Raw genomic sequence first — 22,870 nt, forward strand, 5'->3', positions numbered from 1 at the left:
AACGGGGCACGAAAATAGCTTGGCGGCTCTCCGCCGCCGAATTTTCAAAAGGACTCTCCCATGAGCCTCAATGCCGGACTGACGACGATCCACGAAGACGACATCGCCAAGCATCAGGCGGCGGCGCAGAGCCTCGTCACCAAGCTCGTCATTCTCGAAAGCGAGGATGGCAAGAGCGGGACGACATTGGCAGGCACCGGTCGTCGCTTCGTCTCGACGGTTTCGACCGCCGGCACGCGGCGCACGCGCGAGGTGGAACTGGCAAGGACCATCCAGTCCGTGCACGCCGCCGACCCGTTGCTGTCGCCGCAGCAGCATGCCGTGCTGTTCCGCTCGCGCCGCGGGTTGCAGGTGGCACTGGCAGTCTCCGACGTGTTTTCCCGTCAGACCAATCTGGAAGGCCTGCAAGCGCGCAATCTCGCCTCACCGCTTGCCGGTGACGAGGCCAACCAGTTCAAGGCGCTGCTGTCGGCCTCCGCCTATATCGCCGCCTTCACCTTCGCCGCCTATCTCGGCGCGACGCTGCTGGGCGAAGGCGAACCGGTTGAGGATGGCGGGGAGCCCGACTACCTCTTCGACACGCCGCAGGATGCACTGAAAAGCATGGTCTCCGGCCTCGACCGCACGCTGGCCGGTGCGCCCGACGATGCCGCGCTGGTCAGCCGCGCCCGCGCCTTCTCGCGCGTCGCCATTGAGGGGCTGATTTCCCGCCGCGCACGGTTCACCGGCCTTGCCGGTTTCGAGAATGCGCATATCCGCATCGAGCAAGATGATTTCACGCTTTCCGGCTTCGATGTCGCACCGGGCCAGAAGCGCAAGCCGCTGGTCATGACCTTCAAGAAGCCGGAAGAGATCATCGGCAACCATATCGCCAAATATCAGGCTATGAAGCTCGCCAAGATGCTGGTCGCCTATGATTTCGAGCGGCAGCTCAACCCCTTCGTCGAGCTCGGCGGCTTTCTCTTCACCTTCATCGGCGACGGCATGCCCGGCACCGGTAAGACGATCCTCATCCAGATGCTCGCCGGCTTGGTAAACGACTACTGCCAGATCGCCGGCTACGCCTTCCACTACGAGAATTTCGGCGTTGATCAGATTTCCTCCTACCAGGGCAAATCCGGCCAGAATTGCAAGGAATTCGTCAATAACGTCATCAATCCCAAGGCGATCGGCTTCGGCACGATCGATGATGTCGATCAGGTTGCCGCCAAGCGCTCCGACGACCGCGCCTCGGCCGGCCAGCACGAGGTGACGGCGGTGCTGATGGAAAGCTTTGCCGGCGCCTCCACGGTGATACGCGGCAACTGCACCTTCGGCATGTTCTCCAACTATCCCGAGAATGTCGATGACGCGCTACGCCAGCGCGCCGGCGCCCGCTGGCTGGTGGACGGGCCGCAGACCGAGGACGACTATATCGACATCTTCGCCATGCTGGTCGGCAAGAACCATTCGATCCCGCTCGGCGATCACAAACTGTTCGAGGGACAGGAGATCAAGCGTGCCGTCTCGACCTCCTACGCGCAGCACGCCAAGCCGCAGGAGGATGGCCTTCTTGCCGTCTGGGAAGCGCAGGAAAAGGAGCAAGGCGCGATCCAGTCGCTCGCCGATGTCGGCGCCTATCTGCACCGCATCAAGCTCGCAGAGCCGCGCTTCACCGGCCGCGCCATCAAGAACATAACCGACGCGATCAAGATGCGCGCCATGGACGTGGAATTGCCCGATGACTGGTTCGCCAATGCGGGCGCCTTCATGCACAAGGGCTACGACGAAAAGAAGGCGATGATCGAGGAACTGCGCGGCCCGATCTCGATGGAGATGGTGTTGCAGGAGATCAACCGCTACGCCGACTCGGAATTCCGCTACACCGACAAATCCGACGATGCCGCCGTCTCCGACATCATCCGCCGCGAACGCCAGCGCGAGAAGGCGATCCGCGAAATGGAGACGATGAAGGCCGAGGGGCGGTGGTGAGAAACGACGCATGAAACGCCTCCTCGAAGCCGAACTGATCTATGGCCGGCTCTTGCCGGTGGACGAGCCGCATCTGGTCGAGCGCTATAACAAGGCGCTTGACGGGTTCGGCATGCGCCGCACGGCGCTCAACAGCTTCCGCATCGACATGACGGGCTTTTCGCCCGAGATCGCCGACGAGTTGGGCGACCGGGACTATCTCGATCCGAACCGCGTCAACCGCCGCTTCATCATCATGACGCCGGAGCAGGTGAACCTGCCGGTGGTGCATACGAGCTTTTCCAACACCGCTGCGCTGATGCATGAGTTCTTCTCGGCCAATGCGCGGGCGATCAATGCGATCACCATTCGCGATGCGCTCTATGGCGAGATCGAGGACTCGGTCTCCATCGTCAACGATATCGACGACCTCTTGTCGATCAACGAGGTCCGCTTCAAGGTGCTGTCGGCCGAGGACATGCTCGGCAAGGCGGCGGAACTGCGCGGGCTGGTCGACCGGCTGAAGACGGTGCCGAATGCATGGTCTGATGACGCGATGCTGAACCGCATGGTGGATCTCGCAAAGCAGACCGGCGATATCCGCCTGAATGCGCTGGTGCCGGACCAACTGGTCTTTCGCCACGATGCCTTCTGGGCAAATCATTTCGGCGGCGTCTATGTCTTCCTCGACGACAAGACGACGACCGTCATCTGCGATCCGAGCGTGCCGGGCTTTCGCCGCTCGCGGCCCTGGCAGGTCAGCTATATCGCGCTCGACGATCCCAAGCGCATCTTCGATTTCCTGGCCTCGACCAAGCGGCTGGAACTGCCGCGCGCCTCCTGGGTCGAGCCGTCGGGCCTTTTCCAGCACCGCGCCGAGATGACGGTGGTCAATCTCGTCAATCAGAGCGATCCGACCACGGATATCGAGAAAGCCGACCGGATCTGGCTGCAGACCTGGATGCACCGCAATGCCGATCTCGTCGCACGTGACGGAACCTACCCCTTCCTGCAGGAGGCGATCCGCACCGTGGCGTCGACCGGTGAGATCAAAGTGGGCGAGGTCGCCCCGGACCGGCGCTTCCAACTGGTGCGTGCCGCCCCCGATCATCCGGACCAATGGCTGGTCAACCGCCTGATTTCACAGATGGTTCCCTATGACTTCGTGTCCCGCTTCGTCTTCGACAAGCAAGGGTTTTACGCGGCCTACGAGCACTATAGCGAAAAGTTCCGCGAATATGTTGTGGCGACGTTGACGCGGACCTATCTGCAAGACAAGGCTGCTTTCCGCAGGAAACTGTTCGGCATCAGAGAGGACGACGCCAATGCTTGACCCGATCGTCGCGTTTTTCCAACGCATCTTCGCGGCCATCGGCCGGGGCATCGGCCTCGTGATCGCCTGGATCCTCTGGCCGTTCATCACGGCGGCGAACTGGTACAAGGCACGCAGCTGGATCATCAAGGGACCGATCGGCATCGGCCTTGTCCTGCTCTTCGCCTTCTATGCCTATTTCATCTGGCAGACGCAGGTCTGGAGCGGCTTCAACCCCGATTACATCAACAGCTACAATCTCGCCCAGCGCAAGCAGGATGCCGGCATCGCCACATCCGGCGGAGCCGCAACCGCGACCACGCCAGCGGCTGGGGAGGTTGTCGAGCCGGAGCCGAAGACCTGCGTGCGCTCGGCGATCGTCGACGTGACGGCCGATCTCATCGATTTCAACGTGAACCAGAACGCCTGGATTTCCTCCATGCTGCTCTACAAGCTCGGTTTCTTTGGAATGGATTGGCAGGACACGCCCTGGATGGACAACAAGGCCGCCTTCCAGCGCGGCGTGAACCAGACGATCCGCCGCACCGCCGTGGAGCTTGTCGATGCGCTCGGCCGCGTGCGCGGCACATCCGGCATCAATTCGGACCTGCAGCGCGCGCGCGGCAACATGCAGTTCGATGAGGAAACCTGGTATTTCGGCTCGGATTCGCTGCTGCCGAAGACGCCGACGCCGAACTACTATCGCACCGCGATGGCGGATCTGCGCAAGTTCAACACCGCGCTCGAATCCTGCGAGGCGATTTTCGACGGCCGTTCGGACAACCTGATCGAATTCCTCGATCGTATCTCCAACGATATCGGCTCCACCTCGGCCATCATCCGCGAGCGCTCGGAATTCCACAATGGCGGCTGGTTCGACACGCGGGCGGATGATCGCTTCTGGTTCGCCTATGGTCAGCTCTATGGGTATTACGGCATCCTGTCCGCCGCCGGTGCTGATTTCGATGCCGTCATCAAGGCGCGCGGCATCGAGCCGCTCTGGACGGAAAGCATCAAGCAGCTGCGCTCCGCGCTGAAAATCCAGCCGGCGATCATCTCGAACGGTCGCGAGGACGGCTGGATCATGCCGACGCATCTGGCCACGATGGGCTTCTATATCCTGCGTGTGCGCTCCAATCTGGTGGAAATGCGCGACGTGCTGGCGCGCTGATCGAGCAGCACTTTCAAGGCGGCGCGCGTCTTCGGATGCGCGCCGTTTTCGTTTCGGGCGCAAATTAATCGGCAAATGTCGCGTCTGGCGTATCGGGCGGCAAATTACGGCGTGGCTTTGCGGGCTGCTTCACGCTGAAATGGCGCTGCAAGACAAGAAAGCGCCGCCTTCGGGAGAGGAGCCCGACTGCGGTAGAAAAGCGCTGAAGAGGGAGCGACACCGCATGGCCGATGTGAAGTCCGATATCGAAATCGCCCGCGCCGCCAAGAAGAAACCGATCCTGGAGATCGGCGCCAAGCTCGGCATTCTCGCCGAACACCTGCTGCCCTATGGCCACGACAAGGCGAAGATCAGCGCCGAATTCATCGCCGAACAGAAGGGCAAGAAGAACGGTAAGCTGATCCTTGTCACCGCGATCAATCCGACCCCGGCCGGCGAGGGCAAGACGACCACCACGGTCGGTCTCGGCGACGGCCTCAACCGCATCGGCAAGAAGGCCATCACCTGCATCCGCGAAGCCTCGCTCGGCCCGTGCTTCGGCGTGAAGGGCGGGGCGGCCGGCGGCGGTTATGCGCAGGTCGTGCCGATGGAGGACATGAACCTCCATTTCACCGGCGACTTCCATGCCATCACCTCGGCGCATAACCTGCTCTCGGCACTGATCGACAATCACATCTACTGGGGCAACGAGCAGAACATCGATATCAGGCGCATCGCCTGGCGGCGCGTCATGGACATGAACGACCGGGCGCTTCGCCACATCGTCGCCTCGCTCGGCGGGGTCGCCAACGGCTATCCGCGCGAGACGGGTTTCGATATCACTGTTGCCTCGGAGGTGATGGCGATCCTCTGTCTTTCGACGGATCTGAAGGACCTCGAAAAGCGGCTCGGCAACATCATCATCGGCTATCGCCGCGACAAGTCGCCGGTCTTTGCCCGCGATATCAAGGCGGATGGTGCGATGACGGTTTTGTTGAAGGACGCCATGCAGCCGAACCTCGTGCAGACGCTGGAGAACAATCCCGCCTTCGTGCATGGCGGTCCCTTCGCCAACATCGCCCATGGCTGCAATTCGGTGATCGCTACCACGACGGCTCTGAAGCTCGCCGATTACGTCGTGACGGAGGCCGGCTTCGGTGCGGATCTCGGCGCGGAAAAGTTCTTCGATATCAAGTGCCGAAAGGCGGGGCTGAAGCCGGATGCGGCGGTCATCGTCGCCACGGTGCGCGCCATGAAGATGAACGGCGGTGTCAAGAAGGACGAGCTCGGCAAGGAGAATGTCGAGGCGGTGAAGAAGGGCTGCGCCAATCTCGGCCGCCATGTGCAGAACGTCAAGAAGTTCGGCGTGCCGGTCGTCGTGGCGATCAACCATTTTACGTCCGATACGGAGCTTGAAATCCAGGCGGTGAAGGATTTTGTCGCCACGCTCGGCGCCGAGGCGATCCTCTGCAAACATTGGGCCGAGGGCTCCGCCGGCATCGAGGATCTCGCCCGCCGGATCGTCGAGCTTGCCGAATCCGGCCTGTCGCAGTTCTCGCCGCTCTATCCGGATGAGATGCCGCTGTTCCAGAAGATCGAGACGATCGCCAAGGACATCTACCATGCCGGCGAGGTCATCGCCGACAAGTCGGTGCGCGACCAGCTGCGCGTCTGGGAGGAGCAGGGCTACGGCAACCTGCCGGTCTGCATGGCCAAGACGCAATATTCCTTCTCGACCGACCCGAACCTGCGCGGCGCGCCGTCGGGCCATACGGTGCCGGTGCGTGAGGTTCGCCTATCGGCCGGCGCCGGCTTCGTCGTTGTCATCACGGGAGAGATCATGACCATGCCTGGTCTCCCGAAGGTGCCATCGTCGGAGAAGATCTTTCTCAACGAGCAGGGCTATATCGAGGGGCTGTTCTGAGAAAAAAAGGGGCGCTTTGGCGCCCCTTCTATCTTACGCCCGACCCAAGAAGTCCAACTTGCCGACGGCGACGCCGTTGTGGCGCAGGATGGCGTAGGCCATGCTCAGGTGGAAATAGAAGTTCGGCAGGACGAAGCTGAGGATGTAGTCCTTGCCGGAGGAGCTGAGCTCGCCGCCGCGCGTCTTCAGCGTGACGGTGCGTTCGGCAGCACCCTCGAAGGCGCTTTCCTGGACCGAGGCAAGGTAATCCGTCGTCTTGGCGATGCGGGCGCGCAGGTCGGCCAGCGTCACCTCGTCATCGGGAAAGCTCGGTGATTCCGTGCCGGTGAGGCGGGCGGCGGCCCCCTTGGCGGTGTCGCTGAGGCGCTGGATCTGGCCGGCAAGCGAGAGCATGTCGGGCGCAAGGCGCGCATTGACGAGGATTTCCGGCTTGATCTTCTTCTCCTCGGCAAAGGCCTCGGCCTTGTCGAGCAGTTTGGTGAGTACGGTAAAACCGTGCAGCAGCGTGGGGACGGTGAGTTCGTAGGCGGAAATCGACATGGGAAGGCCCTTTGAAGGATGAAATGGCGAATGCCGCGCTACAGATAGGAAGCCGCGTGTCCCCTTACCAGCAGTAGCGATAGCCGCCGCGGCGTTCCTTCACGTCGAGATGCAGATGGTTCTGGTGGGCGGCGTCGCTGCCGGGATCGAGCACCGTCGTGAAATAAAGGCAGGCGGCCTCGGTGATGGCGCGCTGGAAGGCGCCCTCCAGCGTCGGCTCCTTGTCGGCAGGGCGAATGGTGATCGTCTTGCCGCTCTTCAGGGTGAAGCCGGCAATATCAAGCGCATTGCCGAAGGCGTGCTCGGAAATCTTGCCTTCTTCCGCGCCGTTGCGGTTCTTGCAGACATAGGCGGAGGCCTGGGAGAGCACCGTGATCGTCTCACCGGGCATCGCAGCTTCCAGCGAGGGCTTGACCGATCCATCCAGCCAGCGGGCGACCTGCAAGGCTGTCTCGCAGCGCACCGTCGCTTCCGGCTCCACCGTCACGTCACCGGGAAGCCCCTTGAGCAGAACCGGCTTGTCGATGCCGCAGGCCGCACCGTCGTTGACGACGGGCGCCTCCTCGAAGGTCACGCCGAGGGCTTTCAGTTCCGCTCGGCAGGCTGCCTCCGCCTTGGCGTCCTCATGCGGGCGTTGCGCTGCCTTCTCAGCCTCCGTCTTGGCCTTCTTTTCCGCTTCCGCCTTGGTGTCGTCCTGCGCCTTGCGCTCCGCGTCCTCTTTCACCGAGGCGTCCGGCGCTGTCTCGGCATCCTTGTTCGCTTTGTCCTCGGTCTTCTGCTCAGGGCGGGATACGGGCAGGGGACCGTCCTTCGGCAGGTCGGCGGCACTGGCGAGAAGGGGAATGGCGAGGATAAGGAGGAGGGTGCGGCGGTGTGCGATGGGTTGGTCTCCCGGCTGAAGAGGTCAGCGGGGAAACGCCGTAAGGCCAAATTGGTTGCCGCCAGGCTGCTAGATGCCGGCGCCGTGTACGATTTCCATCGGCAGATCGCAGCGGGTCGCCCCATCTTCCATGATGGTGCGGACCTTCTCGATGAGGTGGATATTGTCGCCCGCATCGTTGTCGCCGATGAGGTCGAGAAAGAAGCCGGCCAGGGTGCGGGCTTCTTCCGCTGTCTGCGGCTCATGCTGGTAGATCGCATCGAAGACATGCGCGATCTGACCGTCGAGCCGCTTGAACTCAGGGGTTTCGTAGTCTTCCAATGTGCCCGCGAGCTGGCGCTGCATCTCGCGGAATTCTTCGACCATGACGGCGACCATGGGTATTTGCCTTGATTCTAATGTTCCAAGCCGCGGGGATTAGCACGTGCTCATGCATTGGGCAAATCTCCGGACATGGCGAATTTCGCGAGCTTGACAATTTGTTGCGCGTTGATCTCGCTGTGCGCAGGATTGACAAAGATTGAGGCGCTGCCGTTGCAATTTCCCGCAAGATTGTCCGTTCCTGCAATCGCTCTTGCGTGCTCGCGCACTTCACGCTAACACTTCCGGCGATGGAAAAGATGATCAACATTGCTGGTTGGTGGTGGGCTCGCTGAGGCGGCCTTGACCAGTCATGCGTGATTGAGACGACAAGCCGCCCGGAAGTTTCGAGGCGGCTTTTTTGTTTTCAGCCGCCTTGAAACCGGGCCTGAAACGGAGTTGGGGAATGGCGACGAGAATACTGGAAGACGGCGGCGAGGCTTACGAGACCAAGGGCGGCGTGACCGTCACCCGCCGCCGCCGTGCGGCGGATTATGCAAACGCGATCTCGGCCTATGTCGACAAGCTCGACGAGCGGCGCGGCGCGGTCTTCTCCTCGAACTACGAGTATCCGGGCCGCTATACGCGCTGGGACACCGCCGTCGTCGATCCGCCGCTCGCCATCTCCTCCTTCGGCCGCTCCGTCTGGATCGAAGCCTATAATGCCCGCGGCGAGGTTTTGCTGGCCTTCATCGCCGAGCGACTTGCTTCGGTATCGGAATTGAAGCTTGGCGCGCGCACCTCCACCCGACTCGATCTCGATGTGAAGCTGCCCGACCGGGTCTTCACCGAGGAAGAGCGTTCCAAGATGCCGACGGTCTTCACCGTGCTGCGCGCCGTGACGGACCTCTTCCATTCCGATCAGGATGCCAGCCTCGGCCTCTACGGCGCCTTCGGCTACGATCTCGCCTTCCAGTTCGACGCGATCGAACTGAAGCTGAAGCGGCCGGACGACCAGCGCGACATGGTGCTCTTCCTGCCGGATGAAATCCTCGTCGTCGACCACTATGCCGCCAAGGCCTGGATCGACCGTTATGACTTTGCCAGGGACGGTCTTTCGACGGAAGGCAAGGGCGAGACGATCGCGTCCGAACCGTTCCAGACCGTCGACGTCATCCCGCCACATGGCGATCACCGCCCCGGCGAATATGCCGAGCTGGTGGTCAAGGCCAAGGAAAGTTTCCGTCGTGGCGACCTCTTTGAAGTTGTGCCCGGCCAGAAATTCTTCGAGCGCTGCGAAAGCAAGCCGTCGGAAATCTCGCGTCGCCTCAAGGCGATCAATCCGTCGCCCTATTCTTTCTTCATCAATCTCGGCAACCAGGAATATCTCGTCGGCGCCTCGCCGGAAATGTTCGTGCGCGTGTCGGGCCGCCGCATCGAGACCTGCCCGATCTCGGGCACGATCAAGCGCGGCGACGATCCGATCGCCGACTCGGAGCAGATCCTGAAGCTCCTGAACTCGAAAAAGGACGAATCCGAGCTCACCATGTGCTCGGACGTCGACCGCAACGACAAGAGCCGCGTCTGCGAGCCGGGGTCGGTGAAGGTCATCGGCCGCCGGCAGATCGAGATGTATTCGCGCCTCATCCACACGGTCGACCATATCGAAGGCCGTCTTCGCGACGATATGGATGCCTTCGACGGCTTCCTGTCGCATGCCTGGGCCGTCACCGTCACCGGCGCGCCGAAGCTTTGGGCCATGCGCTTCATCGAGGCGCATGAGAAGAGCCCGCGAGCATGGTATGGTGGCGCGATCGGCATGGTCGGCTTCAACGGCGACATGAACACGGGGCTGACGCTACGTACCATCCGCATCAAGGACGGCATCGCCGAGGTGCGCGCCGGCGCGACCCTGCTTTACGATTCCAACCCGGATGAAGAAGAAGCCGAAACCGAACTGAAGGCCTCCGCCATGATCGCAGCCATCCGCGACGCCAAGTCCGGCAATTCCTCCAAGGTCCAGCGCGACGTCGCGTCGGTCGGCGCGGGCGTCAAGATCCTGCTGGTCGATCACGAAGACAGTTTCGTCCACACACTCGCGAACTATTTCCGCCAGACCGGTGCGGACGTGACCACCGTGCGCACGCCCGTGCCGGAGGAGATTTTCGACCGGATCAAGCCCGATCTGGTCGTTCTCTCGCCCGGCCCCGGCAGCCCGAAGGACTTCGACTGCAAGGCGACGATCAAGAAGGCGCGCGCGCGCAACCTGCCGATCTTCGGCGTTTGCCTTGGCCTGCAGGCGCTGGCCGAAGCCTATGGCGGCGACCTGCGCCAGTTGGCTGTTCCCATGCACGGCAAGCCCTCGCGCATCCGTGTGCTGGAGCCCGGCATCGTCTTCTCCGGTCTCGGCAAGGAAGTGACGGTCGGCCGTTACCACTCGATCTTCGCCGATCCCGCGACGCTGCCGCGTGACTTCATCATCACGGCGGAAAGCGAGGACGGCACGATCATGGGCATCGAGCACGCCAGCGAGCCGGTGGCCGCGGTGCAGTTCCATCCCGAATCCATCATGACGCTTGGCCAGGATGCCGGCATGCGCATGATCGAGAACGTGGTGGCGCACCTCTCCAAAAAAGCCAAGGTAAAAGCCGCCTGAGGCTTTGACAAAACGGCCGAACTGGCCGATAGGGACCCCAAGAGAAAACCGCGTGCACGTCCCCGTGCGCGCGGTTTTGCGTTGATGGGCCAGGCTTTTTGCAACTCGTTTGCATGCGCATGGAGAGTTTTATGGAAAAAACGGATAGCAGCACGGTCAAGCGGCTGGCGCTTTGGGGCATTCCCTTGTCATTGGGCGTGATGGGGCTGAAGCTCGTCGCCTGGTGGGTGACGGGCTCGGTGGCGCTTCTGTCCGACGGCATGGAATCGAGCGTCAACGTGGTGGCGGCCATCGTTGCCTTCGCGGCGATCAGCTATGCGGCCAAACCGGCCGATACGACCCATCCCTTCGGCCATCATAAGGCGGAATACCTCTCGGCGGTCCTGGAGGGCGTGCTGATCGTCGTGGCGGCGCTGCTCATCGTGAAAGAGGCCCTGCCGGCCGTCTTCGCCCCGACGCCGATGGAAGCGCCGGTGCTCGGCCTTGCGATCAACTTCGCCGCCGGCTTGATCAATGCGCTCTGGGCCTATGTGCTGATCCGCGCCGGCCGCCGTTACCGCTCGCCGGCCTTGTCGGCGGATGGGCAGCACATCCTCTCCGACGTCGTCACCTCGGCTGGCGTGCTCGTCGGCCTCGTGCTGGCCATCCTGACGGGGTATGCGGTGCTCGACCCCTTGCTGGCGGTGCTCGTTGCGCTCAACATCCTCTATCAGGGCTGGAAGGTCATTACCCATTCGGTCGACGGCCTTATGGACCATGCGGTGGAGCCGGAGGAGGCGGAGGCGATCAAGGCTGCCATCGCCGCCCATGGCGCGGGCTCGCTCGGCGTGCATGATCTGAAGACCCGGCGGGCGGGATCGGCCACTTTCGTCGATTTCCACCTCGTCGTGCCGGCGGCGATGCCGGTCGGGCAGGCGCACGATATCTGCGACCGACTGGAGGAGGCGATCGTCGCCGTGCAGCCCGGCGCGCAGATCGCCATCCATGTCGAGCCGGAAACCGAAAAGGCGCATGGTATCAAGGTCAAGATCGAAAGGATCCCACGATGAGCAAGACGGACGTTTCAGGCCTGTCCCAATTGGGGCAGAAGGTCGATCTTCCCGCAGATCCGGATACGGCCATGCTGGAGCGCGTGCCGAGCAGCCATGCGGGCACGGATTTCGTGGTGCGCTTCACGGCGCCGGAATTCACCTCGCTCTGCCCGATGACCGGCCAACCGGATTTCGCGCATATCGTCATCGACTACATTCCGAATGGCTGGCTGGTCGAATCGAAGTCGCTAAAACTCTACCTGCATTCCTTCCGCAACCACGGCGCCTTCCACGAGGATTGCACCATCGACATCGCCAAGCGGCTCGTCGACCTCCTGGAGCCGAAATGGCTGCGCATCGGCGCTTACTGGTATCCGCGCGGCGGCATCCCGATCGATGTGTTCTGGCAGACCGGAGCCGCACCCGAGGGGGCATGGATCCCCGAGCAGGGTGTGCCGCCCTATCGCGGCCGCGGCTGACCAGTGCCATTTACCCTGTTTTCCGGTCATCCCGGCAGGCTCTATCGCCCTCTATCGGTTTTGTTGCATTGTCTTGGCCAGTGAGTCGCATTATCTGACACAGCGACCAAGACTATTCTGACGACAAATCCGGAGACTTTGGATGAGCGACGAGGACGACAAGAAGACGGAACTGCCCCTGGGCAAGGAAACGGAGGCGAACCTTTTCAAGTCGCGTTCGATCTTCATCTATGGGCCGATCAACCAGGAACTGGCGCAGAAGGTCTGCTCGCAGCTTGTGGCGCTTGCCGCCGCCAGCGACGAAGACATCCGCATCTACGTCAATTCGCCGGGCGGCCATGTCGAATCGGGCGATTCGATCCATGACATGATCAAGTTCATCAAGCCGAAGGTCTGGATGATCGGTACGGGCTGGGTCGCCTCCGCCGGTGCGCTGATCTATGTCGCTGCGCCCAAGGAGCAGCGCCTTTGCCTGCCCAACACCCGCTTCCTGCTGCATCAACCGTCGGGCGGCACCCGCGGCATGGCATCGGATATCGAGATCCAGGCCCGTGAAATCATCAAGATGAACGAGCGCCTGAACAAGATCTTCGCCGACGCCACCGGCCAGCCGATCGAGAAGATCGCCAAGGACACGGATCGCGACTATTGGCTCTCCGCCGAGGAAGCCAAGGGCTACGGCCTGGTTTCGCGCATCGTGACCTCGCAGGCCGATATCTGAGCGGATGCGCTTTCGCTGAATTGAGAACCCTCCGCCGTCGGCGGAGGGTTTTTTATTGCCTGCGGCGCGAGAACGGATCGGGTGGATCGTTGTTGCCGATCGAGCGCTCGTAGAGGCACTGGACCTTGTAGTCGCTGACGGCGCCGTAGAGGCGGGTGCAATAGGCGTTATCCGCGATCGTCTGGGGCGAGGGCGGCGTCATGCATCCGGCAAGAAGGGCGAAGGGGATAAGGGAAAGATATTTCATGATCACCTCCCAGACTGCGTGCTTCGATTGTCCGCGTCAATTGTGTCTTTTGATGAACGGTGCAGCGGTGGCCGAAGTTTCAGGAGAGGGGTGCTTGCGCTTTCACGATCGCGCCGGTATAGACGGCCTATGTTGAAGACCAGCGCACAGATCATCGAACGCGTTTCCCGTGGCAGCACTGCTGTCGCCGAGCGTTCGCGCGGCTTCTCCTCGCTTCTTCTTCTCGGCCTTACGCGCGGTTGCCGGGTTCGTTGAGGAGCGCCCGGCGGCCGACAAAGCCCGCCCGGCAATAGCTCCTCGTTTCACCCCCAGTGTATGAATTCCGGTGCATTCGCGCTCGTTAGGCGCTATGACGCTTTCGCGAATGCCGGGACGACGAAGAGACGAAGCGATGATTTTGAAGACCCATTCTCCCAAGCAGGGCATGCCTGAAGCCGCCACCAAGTATCAGGCCTATCCGACCATCAGCATCCCCGACCGCACCTGGCCGGGCAAGGTCATCGACAAGGCGCCGATCTGGTGTTCGGTGGACCTGCGCGATGGAAACCAGTCGCTGATCAATCCAATGGGCCACGACCGCAAGGCCCGCATGTTCCAGCTGTTGCTCGACATGGGCTTCAAGGAGATCGAGATCGGTTTCCCCTCGGCCTCGCAGACCGATTTCGATTTCGCCCGCTGGTGTGTCGAGCAGGGCAACGTGCCGCAGGACGTGTCCTTGCAGGTTCTGGTGCAGTGCCGCCCCGAACTGATCACCCGCACCTTCGAGGCGCTGGAGGGCGCGCATAACCCGATCATCCACTTCTACAATTCGACGAGCGAATTGCAGCGCCGCGTGGTGTTCGGCAAGGACGTGCACGGCATCAAGCAGATCGCCACCGACGCGGCCAAGATGATCACCGATATGGCCGCCAAGGCCGGCGGCGGCTACCGCTTCGAATATTCGCCGGAAAGCTTTACCGGCACCGAACTGGAGGTGGCGCTGGAAATCTGCAACGCGGTCGTCGAGATCGTGAAGCCGACGGCCGACAACAAGCTGATCCTGAACCTGCCCTCGACCGTCGAGATGGCGACGCCGAACATCTATGCCGACCAGATCGAGTGGATGTGCCGCAACATCGACAACCGCGAGAACGTCATCATCTCGCTGCACCCGCACAACGACCGTGGCACGGGCATTGCGGCAACCGAGCTGGGCCTGATGGCCGGCGCGGACCGTGTCGAAGGCACGCTGTTCGGCAATGGCGAGCGCACCGGCAATGTCGATGTCGTCACGCTGGCCTTGAACATGTACACGCAGGGCGTCGATCCCAAGCTCGACTGCTCGGATATCGAGCGCATCAAGTCGGTCTATGAATATTCCAACGAGATGGCCATTCCGGAGCGCCACCCCTATGTCGGCGAGCTGGTCTACACGGCCTTCTCGGGCTCGCACCAGGATGCCATCAACAAGGGCATGAAGGCCATCAAGAAGGCCAACAAGCCGCTGTGGGAAGTGCCCTATCTGCCGATCGACCCGCAGGACGTCGGCCGTTCCTACGAGGCGATCATCCGCATCAACTCGCAGTCCGGCAAGGGCGGCATCGCCTATATCCTGCAGGAAGACTACGGCATCAACCTGCCGCGCAACCTGCAGGTCGAGTTCCGCGACGAGATCCAGCGCATTACGGACGAAGAGGGCGTCGAGCTGCCAGCCAAGCGCATCCATGAGAGCTTCATGGAGCGTTACGTCACGCAGCCGGGCACGCGCCTGCGCTTCGTCGACCACCACACCTATCCGGATGAAAGCGGCCAGAAGGGCTCGCGCATCGTCGCCGCCGAGGTGACCGACGGCGGCGAGACGAAGCGCATCGAGGGCAAGGGCACCGGCCCGATCGACGGGTTCATCAACGCGCTGTCGATCTATCTCGGCATTCCCATGTCGGTTGCCGATTATTCCGAGCATTCGCTCCAGCAGGGCTCGAATGCGGCGGCCATCGCCTATGTCGAGGTGGTGCATCCCGGCGGCAAGCTGTTCGGCGTCGGCATCAACACCAACATCGTGACGGCCTCGCTCGAAGCCATCGTCTCGGCCGCCAATCGCGTGCTCGCAACGCGCGGCTGATCGACCCGCTCTCTCAAAACAAAAGCCCGGCAGCGTTTGCTTCCGGGCTCTTTCTTTTGGGTTTGCGGAAAGCCTACCCGGCGAAGAGCGCCGTCGCGGTGAGCACGTAAAGCACCGCCACGCCTACAACGATCGTCACCACCCGCTTGCTCTTCGCGAAGGCGGCCGTGAGGAGGAGCGCGTAGTAAATCGCGTTGAGCGTGATCCAGAGCGCGAAGGTCGAGAGCGGCCATGGCGTCGTGACGGCGGAGATGGCCGGCGGTATCTGGGTCATCAGATTGCTGCCCAGCACGCAGAACACCACGACGCGGCGGTGTTCCATGATGTGGTTGTCGAGCGTGTCCTTTTCGGTCGCCTTGGGAAATACCTGGGTGGCGGCGAAGTAGTAGAGCAGGGCGACCACCGCGACCGCATAGGCGATCATGTAGTTGACCTCGGCCATGTCGCGATAGGCCCAGGCATTCATCCAGAACGTGATGAGATCGACCAGAAGCAGCAGGCCGAAGAGCGGGGCGACGATGCCGATCCTGCGCTGCTGACGCTCGTCATAGGCGCGCGAGAAGCCGGATGCGACCTCGACCACGGCGAGGCCCAGCAGCAGGCCGTAAAAGGCGAACATGAAACCGAAGGCTTCGCTCATACCATTCTCCCCAGTATCAAACCCTCATGGACGATCGCAGCCACGCCCACAAGTGGCGGCTGTGGACGGACACGGCGCAGGACTTGGCCAAAGTTGGGTTGTAATCGGAAAGGAGATGGCAGTGGTGGCGGAGAATAAGGAAGGCGCATAGTAGCGGCCGTGGAGCGGCGCCGCCATTTTTTAAGGCGGCCTGCCGCTCAGATGCTGGTGGAAACCGCTTCCGCGATGCGCTCGAGATTCGGATCCGCCGACGGGCCGACCACGACATAGGAGGCCTTGCCCTGCTGCCAGGAGACGAGACCGATGTCGTTGCGCATGCTTTCGGCCAGCGTCGTCTTGCCTTCGACCGGGTCGCTCTGCAGGAAACAGATGGCGAATATCTCGTTCTCGGCATCGCGATAGAGCAACTGGGCCGCCGGCTTTCCGCCGGCGACGAGCAGGCGCGCGCCTTCGAACTTCAGGTTCTGGCCGGAAAGGTCGGGCAGTTTGAAGGGCACACCGGTGCTGGCCGACAGCCATTCCACGATGTGGTCCTGGTCGCTCGCGGGCACTTCCACGAGATGGCGCGTCTGGCGCGCATAGATGCGGTGATAATCCGCGATGTCATCAAGCCAGGTGCGCGGTGCGGCGGCAATCTGGATCGGGCCGTCGGTGTCTTGCTGCTCGGAGATCAGATAGCCGGCAACGACGCCCGCCATGAAAATCGCGAGCGACGCGGCAAGCGCTTGCGGCCAGAACGCGCTGCGGCGCGGGGCAGGCGTCGCGGCGACCGGAATGCCGGCGATGCCGAGCTTCGGCGCGTCGTCGTCGCTGCTGCGGGCTTCCTTGATGTTGCGCACGAGATCGAGCGGGATCGGCTCCTGCAACATGCGCTCGAAGGCGCGCGCGCCGAATTCGCTGCCGAGCTTCAGCTTCTCGAAGACCTCGCGCGCATCGTCGTCCTGCGCGAGGATTTCGTCGATTTCGTTCATTTCCGCGCGCGGCAGCTGGCCGTCGAGATAGGCCGATAGCCGCACTTCGATCGGGAGACCCTGTGTGCTTTCCACGGTCAGGCCCTCCTTTCCGTCTGCTCGGAGATCATGGCCGCCAGCCGGATGCGGGCGGCTGAAAGCCGGCTCATCACGGTGCCGATCGGAATGCCGAGAATGTCGGCGGCGTCGCGATAGCTGTGGCCTTCCACATTCACCAGGAGAAAGACGCTGGAAAGGCCCTCGGGCATGGTCATGATCAACTTGTGCAACTGTTTGGCATAGACCGCTTTGTCGGCCGACGCCTCGATGTGAAGAGTATCCTGCTCGGCGACATCTACCGTGCCCTGGCCTGTGCGGACCTTTCGCTTGCGGATCTCGTCCACCCACAGATTGCGTGTCATGGCATAAACCCAGCTTTCCAGCCGGCCTTCCCCGTTCCAGAGATGAGCCCGCGTGATGGCTCTTTCGCAAGCCTCCTGCACGAGATCGTCCGCATCGCTGCTGTTGCGCGTCAGCGTCATGGCAAAACGGCGCAACTTGGGCAGCAAATTGACCAATTCTCGCCGGAACTCATTCGATTCTGCCGTCGGACGCATTGCTTTTCCAAGGAAACGTTCGGGATCAAGACTCTATTCGCTCCCTGAGCCGGAGCGACCGCCTGATATGAAACATTCTTCCTGGGGTCTGCAAGCATGAACGGCATCCCGGAGCGCAGTTTCCCGCGTTCCTCAACGATTGATCTTGATGTGATGGGCGCCGTCCCGTTTTCGGACGGCGCCTGACGGCAGGTCAGTAGGTGGTGCGCTCGCCGCCGAGCGACTGGAGAAGGGCGCGGTAGGCCCAGGTGTTCTCGCCGCCGCGGTCGCGGATTTCGACGAGTTGGACGCGGGCACCCTCGATGTCGCCCTGTTCGATCAAGGCCTGGCCCATATAGGAGCGGGCGAGGATGTAGTTCTCGTCCTTTTGCAGCGCGCGCTTGTAGTAGGTCATGCCGAGCTGCATGTTACCGAGCTTACGGGTGTTGTAGCCCATATAGTTGAGGATGCGCGGATCTTCCTGGTTATAGGCGGCGCGCAGCGCCCTGAGCGCATTCTCGTGCTGGCCGGCATAGGCGAATTCGCGGGCGGCCGTGTAGAGCTTGTCGTCGATCTCGCGCTCGGTCTTCTTCTGCTCTTCGGTCTTGGCCTTGTCGTCCGCCGGTGTCGTGCCTTCAGCCGGGGTGGTCTCGGCGGGCTTCATGTCCTCGGGCGCGACGCATTCCTTCTTTTCCTCGCTCCAGATCTTGCCGTCGGTGCAGGTCGTCGTCGTTTCCGTGGCGACCGGCGGCGTGGTGGTGTCGGAATCGGCGGCACGCGCGAACGAAAGCGCCGTCAGCGAGACGGCGGCGCAGAATGAAAGCAACATGGTGTGGCGAAGCATGGTCATGGGTTCCCTCTCGATCGGAATCTGCCGGACGCGGGCCGTCTCGAACGGCCGGCTTTCGGCAGACCGCTCTGAGAAGGAAGTACGGGCGGGCGAGAGGATTTATTCGCGGAAAAGCGTCAGAAACGCGTGGTTTCCGCAAGCGTCAGCGCAAGGCCGTCCGGTGTCAGCGCGTAGCGTTCGCGCATGAGGTTCCAGTTTCCGGGCGCGCCTGAGATCGTGAAGAGATTGTAGCCCGCGGGAGGCTTGTGGCCGCCCGGTCCCTGCGAGGCCGAGGCGATGCCAACCACCGGCACCTGCTTCGTCTGGCCGGGAAGCCAGTGCACGGTGTTGAGGTGGGTATGGCCATGCAGCACGAGTTCTCCGCCGCCGGTAGAAATCGTCGCGGCGAAGCGGCGGATGCCGATCATGCGCTTGTGGAACGAGGTCGCGCCGCGAATCGGCGGGTGGTGGATCATCACGACGCGGAAGAGCCCGGCTTCACCGGCCGCCCGCAGCAGGTTGACCGTCTCGCGCGCCTGTCGGCTGCCGAAATAGCCCGATGCCGAGAAGGGCGGCGTTGCCACCGCCGTCGAGCAGCCGATGATCGCGACCTGCCCGCGGATGCGCAGATAGGGGAAGACATGCCTGTCTTCTTCCCATTCAGCCGGGGCCGCATCGCCGCGCATATAGGGATACCAGGCCCGCGTCGTCTTCTCATAGGCGCCGCGCACATAGGCGTCGTGATTGCCCGGCACCACCGAGACATGTTCCGGCGTGCCGGCCTCCGGCAGCCACTTCTTGACCGCCGAGATTTCCAGCGAGGTAGCGAGGTTCACAAGATCGCCGGTGATCGCCAGATGGTCCGGATCGCGCCGCTCGATATCGTCGAGCACGATGTCGAGCGTGTTGGTAAAGAGATGGCGTCGGCGGTTGCGATGCCAGTTGACGAAACCGGTGATCCGCTTGGAGAAAAGCTCAAGAAAGGTGAGGGCGGGCAACGGACCGAGATGGACGTCCGATATGTGGGCAAGTCTGAACATACCCCCCTCCTTAGAGCATAAGTCCGCCTAGGGAAACGCGAAGCGCGTGGATATTCCCGAAGCTTCGACCTGCAAGACTTGATTTGCCCGAAAGGTTCCGGCGAAGTGCCGGAATGGAACAGGATAGGCCACAACCCGCTTCGCCGCCGACCCGCAGCCTTGCGGCCCGTGCCGTGACACGCCTGGCGCATCTCTATTTTGCACTGGCCCGCGGCATGACGATGGGCGTGCGCGCGGCCTGTTTCGACGAGGCGGGCCGCGTGTTCCTCGTGCGACACAGCTATGTGCCGGGCTGGCATCTGCCGGGTGGTGGCATCGAGCGGGGCGAGACGGCGCTAGAGGCCGTCGCCAAGGAAATCCGGGAGGAAGGCAATCTCGCGCTCGGCGCGCCGCCGCGGCTTCTGCATGTCTATTTCAACAGGCAGACGAGCAAGCGCGATCACGTCCTGCTCTATCGGTGCGATGGCGTTACGCAGACGGCGCCGCGCCTGAAGGATCGCGAAATCGTCGAGGCCGGCTTTTTCACGCTCGATGCCTTGCCGGCGGCCACCACCGCAGCGACCCGCCGGCGGCTGGAGGAAATCGCCGGGCGGACCGTCTTCGCGGATTTCTGGTAGGCTCAGGCCGCCTTCAGCGTGTCGCGGCCATGCGGCGTTGCAAGGTGAATGTCCGGACCGACGGGCACGATGCCGGTCGGATTGATCATCGTGTGGCTGCGGTAATAGTGCTCCTTGATGTGGTGCATGTTGACCGTCTCGGCGACGCCCTCCACCTGATAGAGCTCGCGCAGATAGCCGTAGAGGTTCGGATAGTCGGCGATGCGGCGGATGTTGCACTTGAAGTGGCCGACATAGACCGGATCGAAGCGCACCAGCGTGGTGAAGAGCCGCCAGTCGGCCTCCGTGATCCGGTCGCCGGTGAGGTAGCGCTTCGTCGAAAGCCGGTCTTCCAGGCTGTCCAGCATCTCGAACAGCTTGATGACGCTGCCTTCATAGGCCTCCTGCGTCGTCGCGAAGCCCGCCTTGTAAACGCCATTGTTGACGGTGTCGTAGATCGTATCGTTCAGCGCATCGATCTCGGCGCGCAGGATTTCCGGGTAATAATCGTCGCGCGAGCCGGTGAGGCCGTCGAAGGCCGAGTTGAACATGCGGATGATCTCGGCCGATTCGTTGGAGACCATGCGGTTCTGTTTCTTGTCCCACAGCACGGGCACGGTCACGCGGCCGGAATAGTGCGGATCGGCCTTCAGATAGACCTCATAAAGAGCTGAAGCACCGAACAGCGGATCGAGCGTGCCACCGTTCTCGCCCTTGAATTCCCAGCCCTTGGCCAGCATCAGGGGATCGACGACCGAGACGGTGATCAGGTCTTCCAGCGTCTTCAATTTGCGGAAGATCAGCGTGCGGTGCGCCCAGGGACAGGCGAGCGACACATAGAGGTGGTAGCGGCCGGCCTCGGCCGCAAAACCGCCTTCGCCGGTCGGGCCGGGCGCGCCATCCGGCGTGATCCAGTTGCGGAACTGCGAGACAGAACGCTTGAAATGACCCTTCGTCTCCTTGGTATCGTACCAGACGTCATGCCAGACGCCGTCAACGAGCATGCCCATGATTTTCGATCTCCTTTGCCGCCGGTCGCGGCCTGAATGTGGGCTCATAGATAGCGCATGGGCGCATGCTGGATAGGCGCTTTTTAGTGAACGGTGCGTTTTGCTCTTTAACAGAAGGAAAATTTCTGCTATCCGCGCAGATCAGCACCGGCGCTCAAGCCGGCGAGGAAGACGATACGCATGTTCCACACGGGAAACCCACGACGACGCTGATGCTCCTGCTGCCCCCCCTCCGGCGGCGGCGCGATAACCCGCATCCCCAGCTTCGTATTCCGGTTCCCTGATCCATGAACATGCTCAAGCACGATATCGTCTACCTGACGGAAGATGCCTCCCACGACGCCGCAATCGAACATATCAACGAAGAAGCCTTCGGTCCCGGCCGGCATGTGCGCGCCGCCGCGCGCATCCGCGAGCAGGGGCCGCACGATCTGTCGCTTTCCTTCGTCTGCACGGATGACGGCGAGACGATCGCCTCGGTGCGCATGACGCCGGTTCTGGCCGGCGGCGTGAAGGCGCACCTGCTCGGCCCGCTGGCGGTCCGGCCCTCGCACAAGAACCGGGGCATCGGCCGCGAACTGCTCGCCATCGCCTGCGCTGCCGCCAAGCGGAAAGGCTCGGAGGCCGTCGTGCTCGTCGGCGATCCGCCCTATTACGGCCCGCTCGGCTTCGAAAAGGTCGCGTGGAATGCGCTGGCTTTCCCCGGTCCGGTCGATCCTGCCCGCGTGCTCGTCATGCCCTTCGCGGAAGACACGCATGAGCGCCTGAAGGGCGCCATCGCCTGGCGGGCGGAGTGACGAGGGGGAGCCCCCTCGTCGGTTGACCGTCAGTCCTTGTGCTCCATGAAGCGGATGCGGTTCTGGAAGGGGTCGGTGACCGTCACCTCCAGCCGCGTGCCCTCGTCCTCAAGGCCGGGCTTCATATAGCGATAGTCCTTGGCGATCAGTTCCTTCTGGAAGGCGCGGATGCCTTTCATGTAGACGACCATGTTGCCGCCCGGCGTCGCATCGCCGGCGTGTTCCGACAGATGCAGCCGCAGACCGCCGCGCGAAACCTGCGTGTAGAGCGGGAAATTATCGCCGTAGCGATGCTCCCAGTCCGTCGTGAAGCCGAGGAAACCGAGATAGAATTCCTGCGCCTTCGGCACGTCGAAGATACGCACGATCGGCACGGCCTGCTCGAATTCAATGCCGGCGGGATTCGGTTTTGCCTCGATCTTGGCCGACAGGATGTTCCAGGTGTCGGCGCCGAACTGGCGGGCGACGATTTCCAGCGCTTCGCTGTGGCTGATCTCGGTGTTGCGGGTTGCAAGGGCTTCGCGCAGGGCCTTTGCCATGGCTTTGGCATCGCGGTAGTCGCGCATGTCCGTTCCTTTCGTTACGGCGAAGTCTTCGTCAGTGCCCGCATTGCCGACGCCTTCGCCCACGATGAACGGTGGAGAAAGGTTCTTTGGGAGGCGTTCGCCATGCCTTGGAAAGGCGCGGGTCTGCCGGCCGCCTCCGGCCGTGGTGGAACCATAGCGCAGGGAAGGGCGCTTTGAAAAGTCGCTTCTGTCATTCATTGAAAGGAGCGCGCATGGTATGCAAGGTCAATTGCATGGAGGATCGGATGCGCAGGAACAGAGCTCTTCTCACCGTTGTCGCGCTGGTAATGGCAGGCACTTTCGGCATGGCCGGCTGCACGACGGCCCCGTCCCAGGAGGCCGGCGCGCAGTATTCCAGCTCAGAAGCTCAGTTGCGCGCGCATCAGCGCAAGCAGCGGCTGCGCGCCGAGCGGGGCGGCTACAAGCGGCTTTATCGGCCGCAAGATTGCCGATCGGCGATTGGCAGCAAATGCAGCGGCTTCCCGACATACAATCCGTCCTGACCGGCGACGCACATCAAACGACAAGGCCGCCCTCAAACGCTGAGGGCGGCCT

Annotated in this window: 23 protein-coding genes; 12 read left to right on the plus strand and 11 right to left on the minus strand. The window is 62.4% G+C overall.

Features of this window, described 5'->3' with window-relative positions; translation table 11 throughout:
- Window positions 1–60: 60 nt before the first annotated feature.
- The 4 genes from ACOZK4_RS11250 to ACOZK4_RS11265 all read left to right on the plus strand — a co-directional run bounded on the left by ACOZK4_RS11250 (window position 61) and on the right by ACOZK4_RS11265 (window position 6,336).
- Window positions 61–1,971: an AAA family ATPase gene (locus tag ACOZK4_RS11250; protein WP_421591965.1), complete on the plus strand. Its 1,911-nt coding sequence runs from the start codon at window positions 61–63 to the stop codon at window positions 1,969–1,971.
- 10 nt (window positions 1,972–1,981) lie between these two features.
- The gene (locus ACOZK4_RS11255; RefSeq protein WP_421591966.1) at window positions 1,982–3,283 is read left to right on the plus strand and encodes a DUF6638 family protein; all 1,302 of its coding nucleotides are present in this window, start codon (window positions 1,982–1,984) and stop codon (window positions 3,281–3,283) included.
- Window positions 3,276–4,433: a DUF2333 family protein gene (locus tag ACOZK4_RS11260; protein ID WP_421591967.1), complete on the plus strand. Its 1,158-nt coding sequence runs from the start codon at window positions 3,276–3,278 to the stop codon at window positions 4,431–4,433. The genes ACOZK4_RS11255 and ACOZK4_RS11260 overlap by 8 nt, the downstream gene beginning before the upstream one ends.
- A 223-nt stretch (window positions 4,434–4,656) precedes the next feature.
- Window positions 4,657–6,336, plus strand: a complete 1,680-nt coding sequence (locus ACOZK4_RS11265) for a formate--tetrahydrofolate ligase (RefSeq protein WP_421591968.1) — start codon at window positions 4,657–4,659, stop codon at window positions 6,334–6,336.
- 33 nt (window positions 6,337–6,369) lie between these two features.
- Here the strand turns inward: ACOZK4_RS11265 and ACOZK4_RS11270 are convergent, their stop codons facing one another.
- From ACOZK4_RS11270 to ACOZK4_RS11280, 3 genes are all read right to left on the minus strand, one after another.
- Window positions 6,370–6,876: a DUF1993 domain-containing protein gene (locus ACOZK4_RS11270; protein WP_421591969.1), complete on the minus strand. Its 507-nt coding sequence runs from the start codon at window positions 6,874–6,876 to the stop codon at window positions 6,370–6,372.
- Between the two features lie 64 nt (window positions 6,877–6,940).
- Window positions 6,941–7,600, minus strand: coding sequence for an extensin family protein (locus ACOZK4_RS11275; protein WP_421591970.1), 660 nt, complete (start codon window positions 7,598–7,600; stop codon window positions 6,941–6,943).
- A gap of 225 nt (window positions 7,601–7,825) precedes the next feature.
- Complete coding sequence (locus ACOZK4_RS11280) at window positions 7,826–8,134, minus strand: hypothetical protein (RefSeq protein WP_421591971.1); 309 nt, start codon at window positions 8,132–8,134, stop codon at window positions 7,826–7,828.
- Between the two features lie 388 nt (window positions 8,135–8,522).
- Between ACOZK4_RS11280 and ACOZK4_RS11285 the strand changes: the two genes are divergently transcribed.
- From ACOZK4_RS11285 to ACOZK4_RS11300, 4 genes are all read left to right on the plus strand, one after another.
- Window positions 8,523–10,712 carry an anthranilate synthase gene (locus ACOZK4_RS11285; protein ID WP_421591972.1) on the plus strand — a complete coding sequence of 730 codons (2,190 nt, stop codon included), beginning with the start codon at window positions 8,523–8,525 and terminating at the stop codon, window positions 10,710–10,712.
- Between the two features lie 131 nt (window positions 10,713–10,843).
- Complete coding sequence (locus ACOZK4_RS11290; protein WP_421591973.1) at window positions 10,844–11,761, plus strand: cation diffusion facilitator family transporter; 918 nt, start codon at window positions 10,844–10,846, stop codon at window positions 11,759–11,761.
- Window positions 11,758–12,222 carry a preQ(1) synthase gene (gene queF / locus ACOZK4_RS11295; protein WP_421591974.1) on the plus strand — a complete coding sequence of 155 codons (465 nt, stop codon included), beginning with the start codon at window positions 11,758–11,760 and terminating at the stop codon, window positions 12,220–12,222. Before ACOZK4_RS11290 ends, queF begins: the two co-directional genes overlap by 4 nt.
- 142 nt (window positions 12,223–12,364) lie before the next feature.
- Window positions 12,365–12,943, plus strand: coding sequence for an ATP-dependent Clp protease proteolytic subunit (locus ACOZK4_RS11300; RefSeq protein ID WP_117366840.1), 579 nt, complete (start codon window positions 12,365–12,367; stop codon window positions 12,941–12,943).
- Between the two features lie 52 nt (window positions 12,944–12,995).
- On the opposite strand, the gene ACOZK4_RS11305 is transcribed toward ACOZK4_RS11300, so the two are convergent.
- Entirely contained in the window at window positions 12,996–13,190 is a 195-nt protein-coding gene (locus tag ACOZK4_RS11305) for a hypothetical protein (protein ID WP_421591975.1), read from the minus strand.
- 391 nt (window positions 13,191–13,581) lie between these two features.
- Between ACOZK4_RS11305 and leuA the strand changes: the two genes are divergently transcribed.
- Window positions 13,582–15,291: a 2-isopropylmalate synthase gene (gene leuA, locus ACOZK4_RS11310; RefSeq protein WP_421591976.1), complete on the plus strand. Its 1,710-nt coding sequence runs from the start codon at window positions 13,582–13,584 to the stop codon at window positions 15,289–15,291.
- A 73-nt stretch (window positions 15,292–15,364) separates the two neighbouring features.
- Here leuA and ACOZK4_RS11315 read toward each other — a convergent pair whose 3' ends face one another.
- From ACOZK4_RS11315 to ACOZK4_RS11335, 5 genes are all read right to left on the minus strand, one after another.
- The gene (locus ACOZK4_RS11315) at window positions 15,365–15,931 is read right to left on the minus strand and encodes a hypothetical protein (RefSeq protein ID WP_313529184.1); all 567 of its coding nucleotides are present in this window, start codon (window positions 15,929–15,931) and stop codon (window positions 15,365–15,367) included.
- A gap of 197 nt (window positions 15,932–16,128) precedes the next feature.
- Complete coding sequence (locus ACOZK4_RS11320) at window positions 16,129–16,977, minus strand: anti-sigma factor family protein (protein WP_421591977.1); 849 nt, start codon at window positions 16,975–16,977, stop codon at window positions 16,129–16,131.
- A gap of 2 nt (window positions 16,978–16,979) precedes the next feature.
- On the minus strand, window positions 16,980–17,498 hold the full coding sequence (locus tag ACOZK4_RS11325) for an RNA polymerase sigma factor (protein WP_313529193.1): 519 nt from the start codon (window positions 17,496–17,498) through the stop codon (window positions 16,980–16,982).
- Window positions 17,499–17,691: 193 nt separating this feature from the next.
- Window positions 17,692–18,327 carry a tetratricopeptide repeat protein gene (locus ACOZK4_RS11330; protein ID WP_421591978.1) on the minus strand — a complete coding sequence of 212 codons (636 nt, stop codon included), beginning with the start codon at window positions 18,325–18,327 and terminating at the stop codon, window positions 17,692–17,694.
- Window positions 18,328–18,443: 116 nt separating this feature from the next.
- A complete protein-coding gene (locus ACOZK4_RS11335) occupies window positions 18,444–19,346 on the minus strand; it encodes a metallophosphoesterase family protein (RefSeq protein WP_421591979.1) in 903 nt (300 codons plus the stop codon).
- Between the two features lie 113 nt (window positions 19,347–19,459).
- On the opposite strand from ACOZK4_RS11335, the gene ACOZK4_RS11340 reads away from it, so the two are divergent.
- Window positions 19,460–19,963, plus strand: coding sequence for an NUDIX domain-containing protein (locus tag ACOZK4_RS11340; protein WP_421591980.1), 504 nt, complete (start codon window positions 19,460–19,462; stop codon window positions 19,961–19,963).
- 2 nt (window positions 19,964–19,965) lie between these two features.
- Here the strand turns inward: ACOZK4_RS11340 and ACOZK4_RS11345 are convergent, their stop codons facing one another.
- Window positions 19,966–20,952 carry a glutathione S-transferase family protein gene (locus tag ACOZK4_RS11345; protein ID WP_421591981.1) on the minus strand — a complete coding sequence of 329 codons (987 nt, stop codon included), beginning with the start codon at window positions 20,950–20,952 and terminating at the stop codon, window positions 19,966–19,968.
- Between the two features lie 287 nt (window positions 20,953–21,239).
- On the opposite strand from ACOZK4_RS11345, the gene ACOZK4_RS11350 reads away from it, so the two are divergent.
- Window positions 21,240–21,749: a GNAT family N-acetyltransferase gene (locus ACOZK4_RS11350; RefSeq protein WP_421591982.1), complete on the plus strand. Its 510-nt coding sequence runs from the start codon at window positions 21,240–21,242 to the stop codon at window positions 21,747–21,749.
- 29 nt (window positions 21,750–21,778) lie between these two features.
- Here ACOZK4_RS11350 and ACOZK4_RS11355 read toward each other — a convergent pair whose 3' ends face one another.
- A complete protein-coding gene (locus ACOZK4_RS11355; RefSeq protein WP_421591983.1) occupies window positions 21,779–22,315 on the minus strand; it encodes a glyoxalase superfamily protein in 537 nt (178 codons plus the stop codon).
- 212 nt (window positions 22,316–22,527) lie between these two features.
- Between ACOZK4_RS11355 and ACOZK4_RS11360 the strand changes: the two genes are divergently transcribed.
- Window positions 22,528–22,818 (plus strand): hypothetical protein, encoded by a 291-nt coding sequence (locus ACOZK4_RS11360; protein WP_313529220.1) that lies wholly within the window; start codon window positions 22,528–22,530, stop codon window positions 22,816–22,818.
- Window positions 22,819–22,870: the final 52 nt, after the last annotated feature.

The sequence above is a fragment of the Shinella sp. M27 genome (assembly GCF_049199905.1).
GTDB lineage: Bacteria > Pseudomonadota > Alphaproteobacteria > Rhizobiales > Rhizobiaceae > Shinella.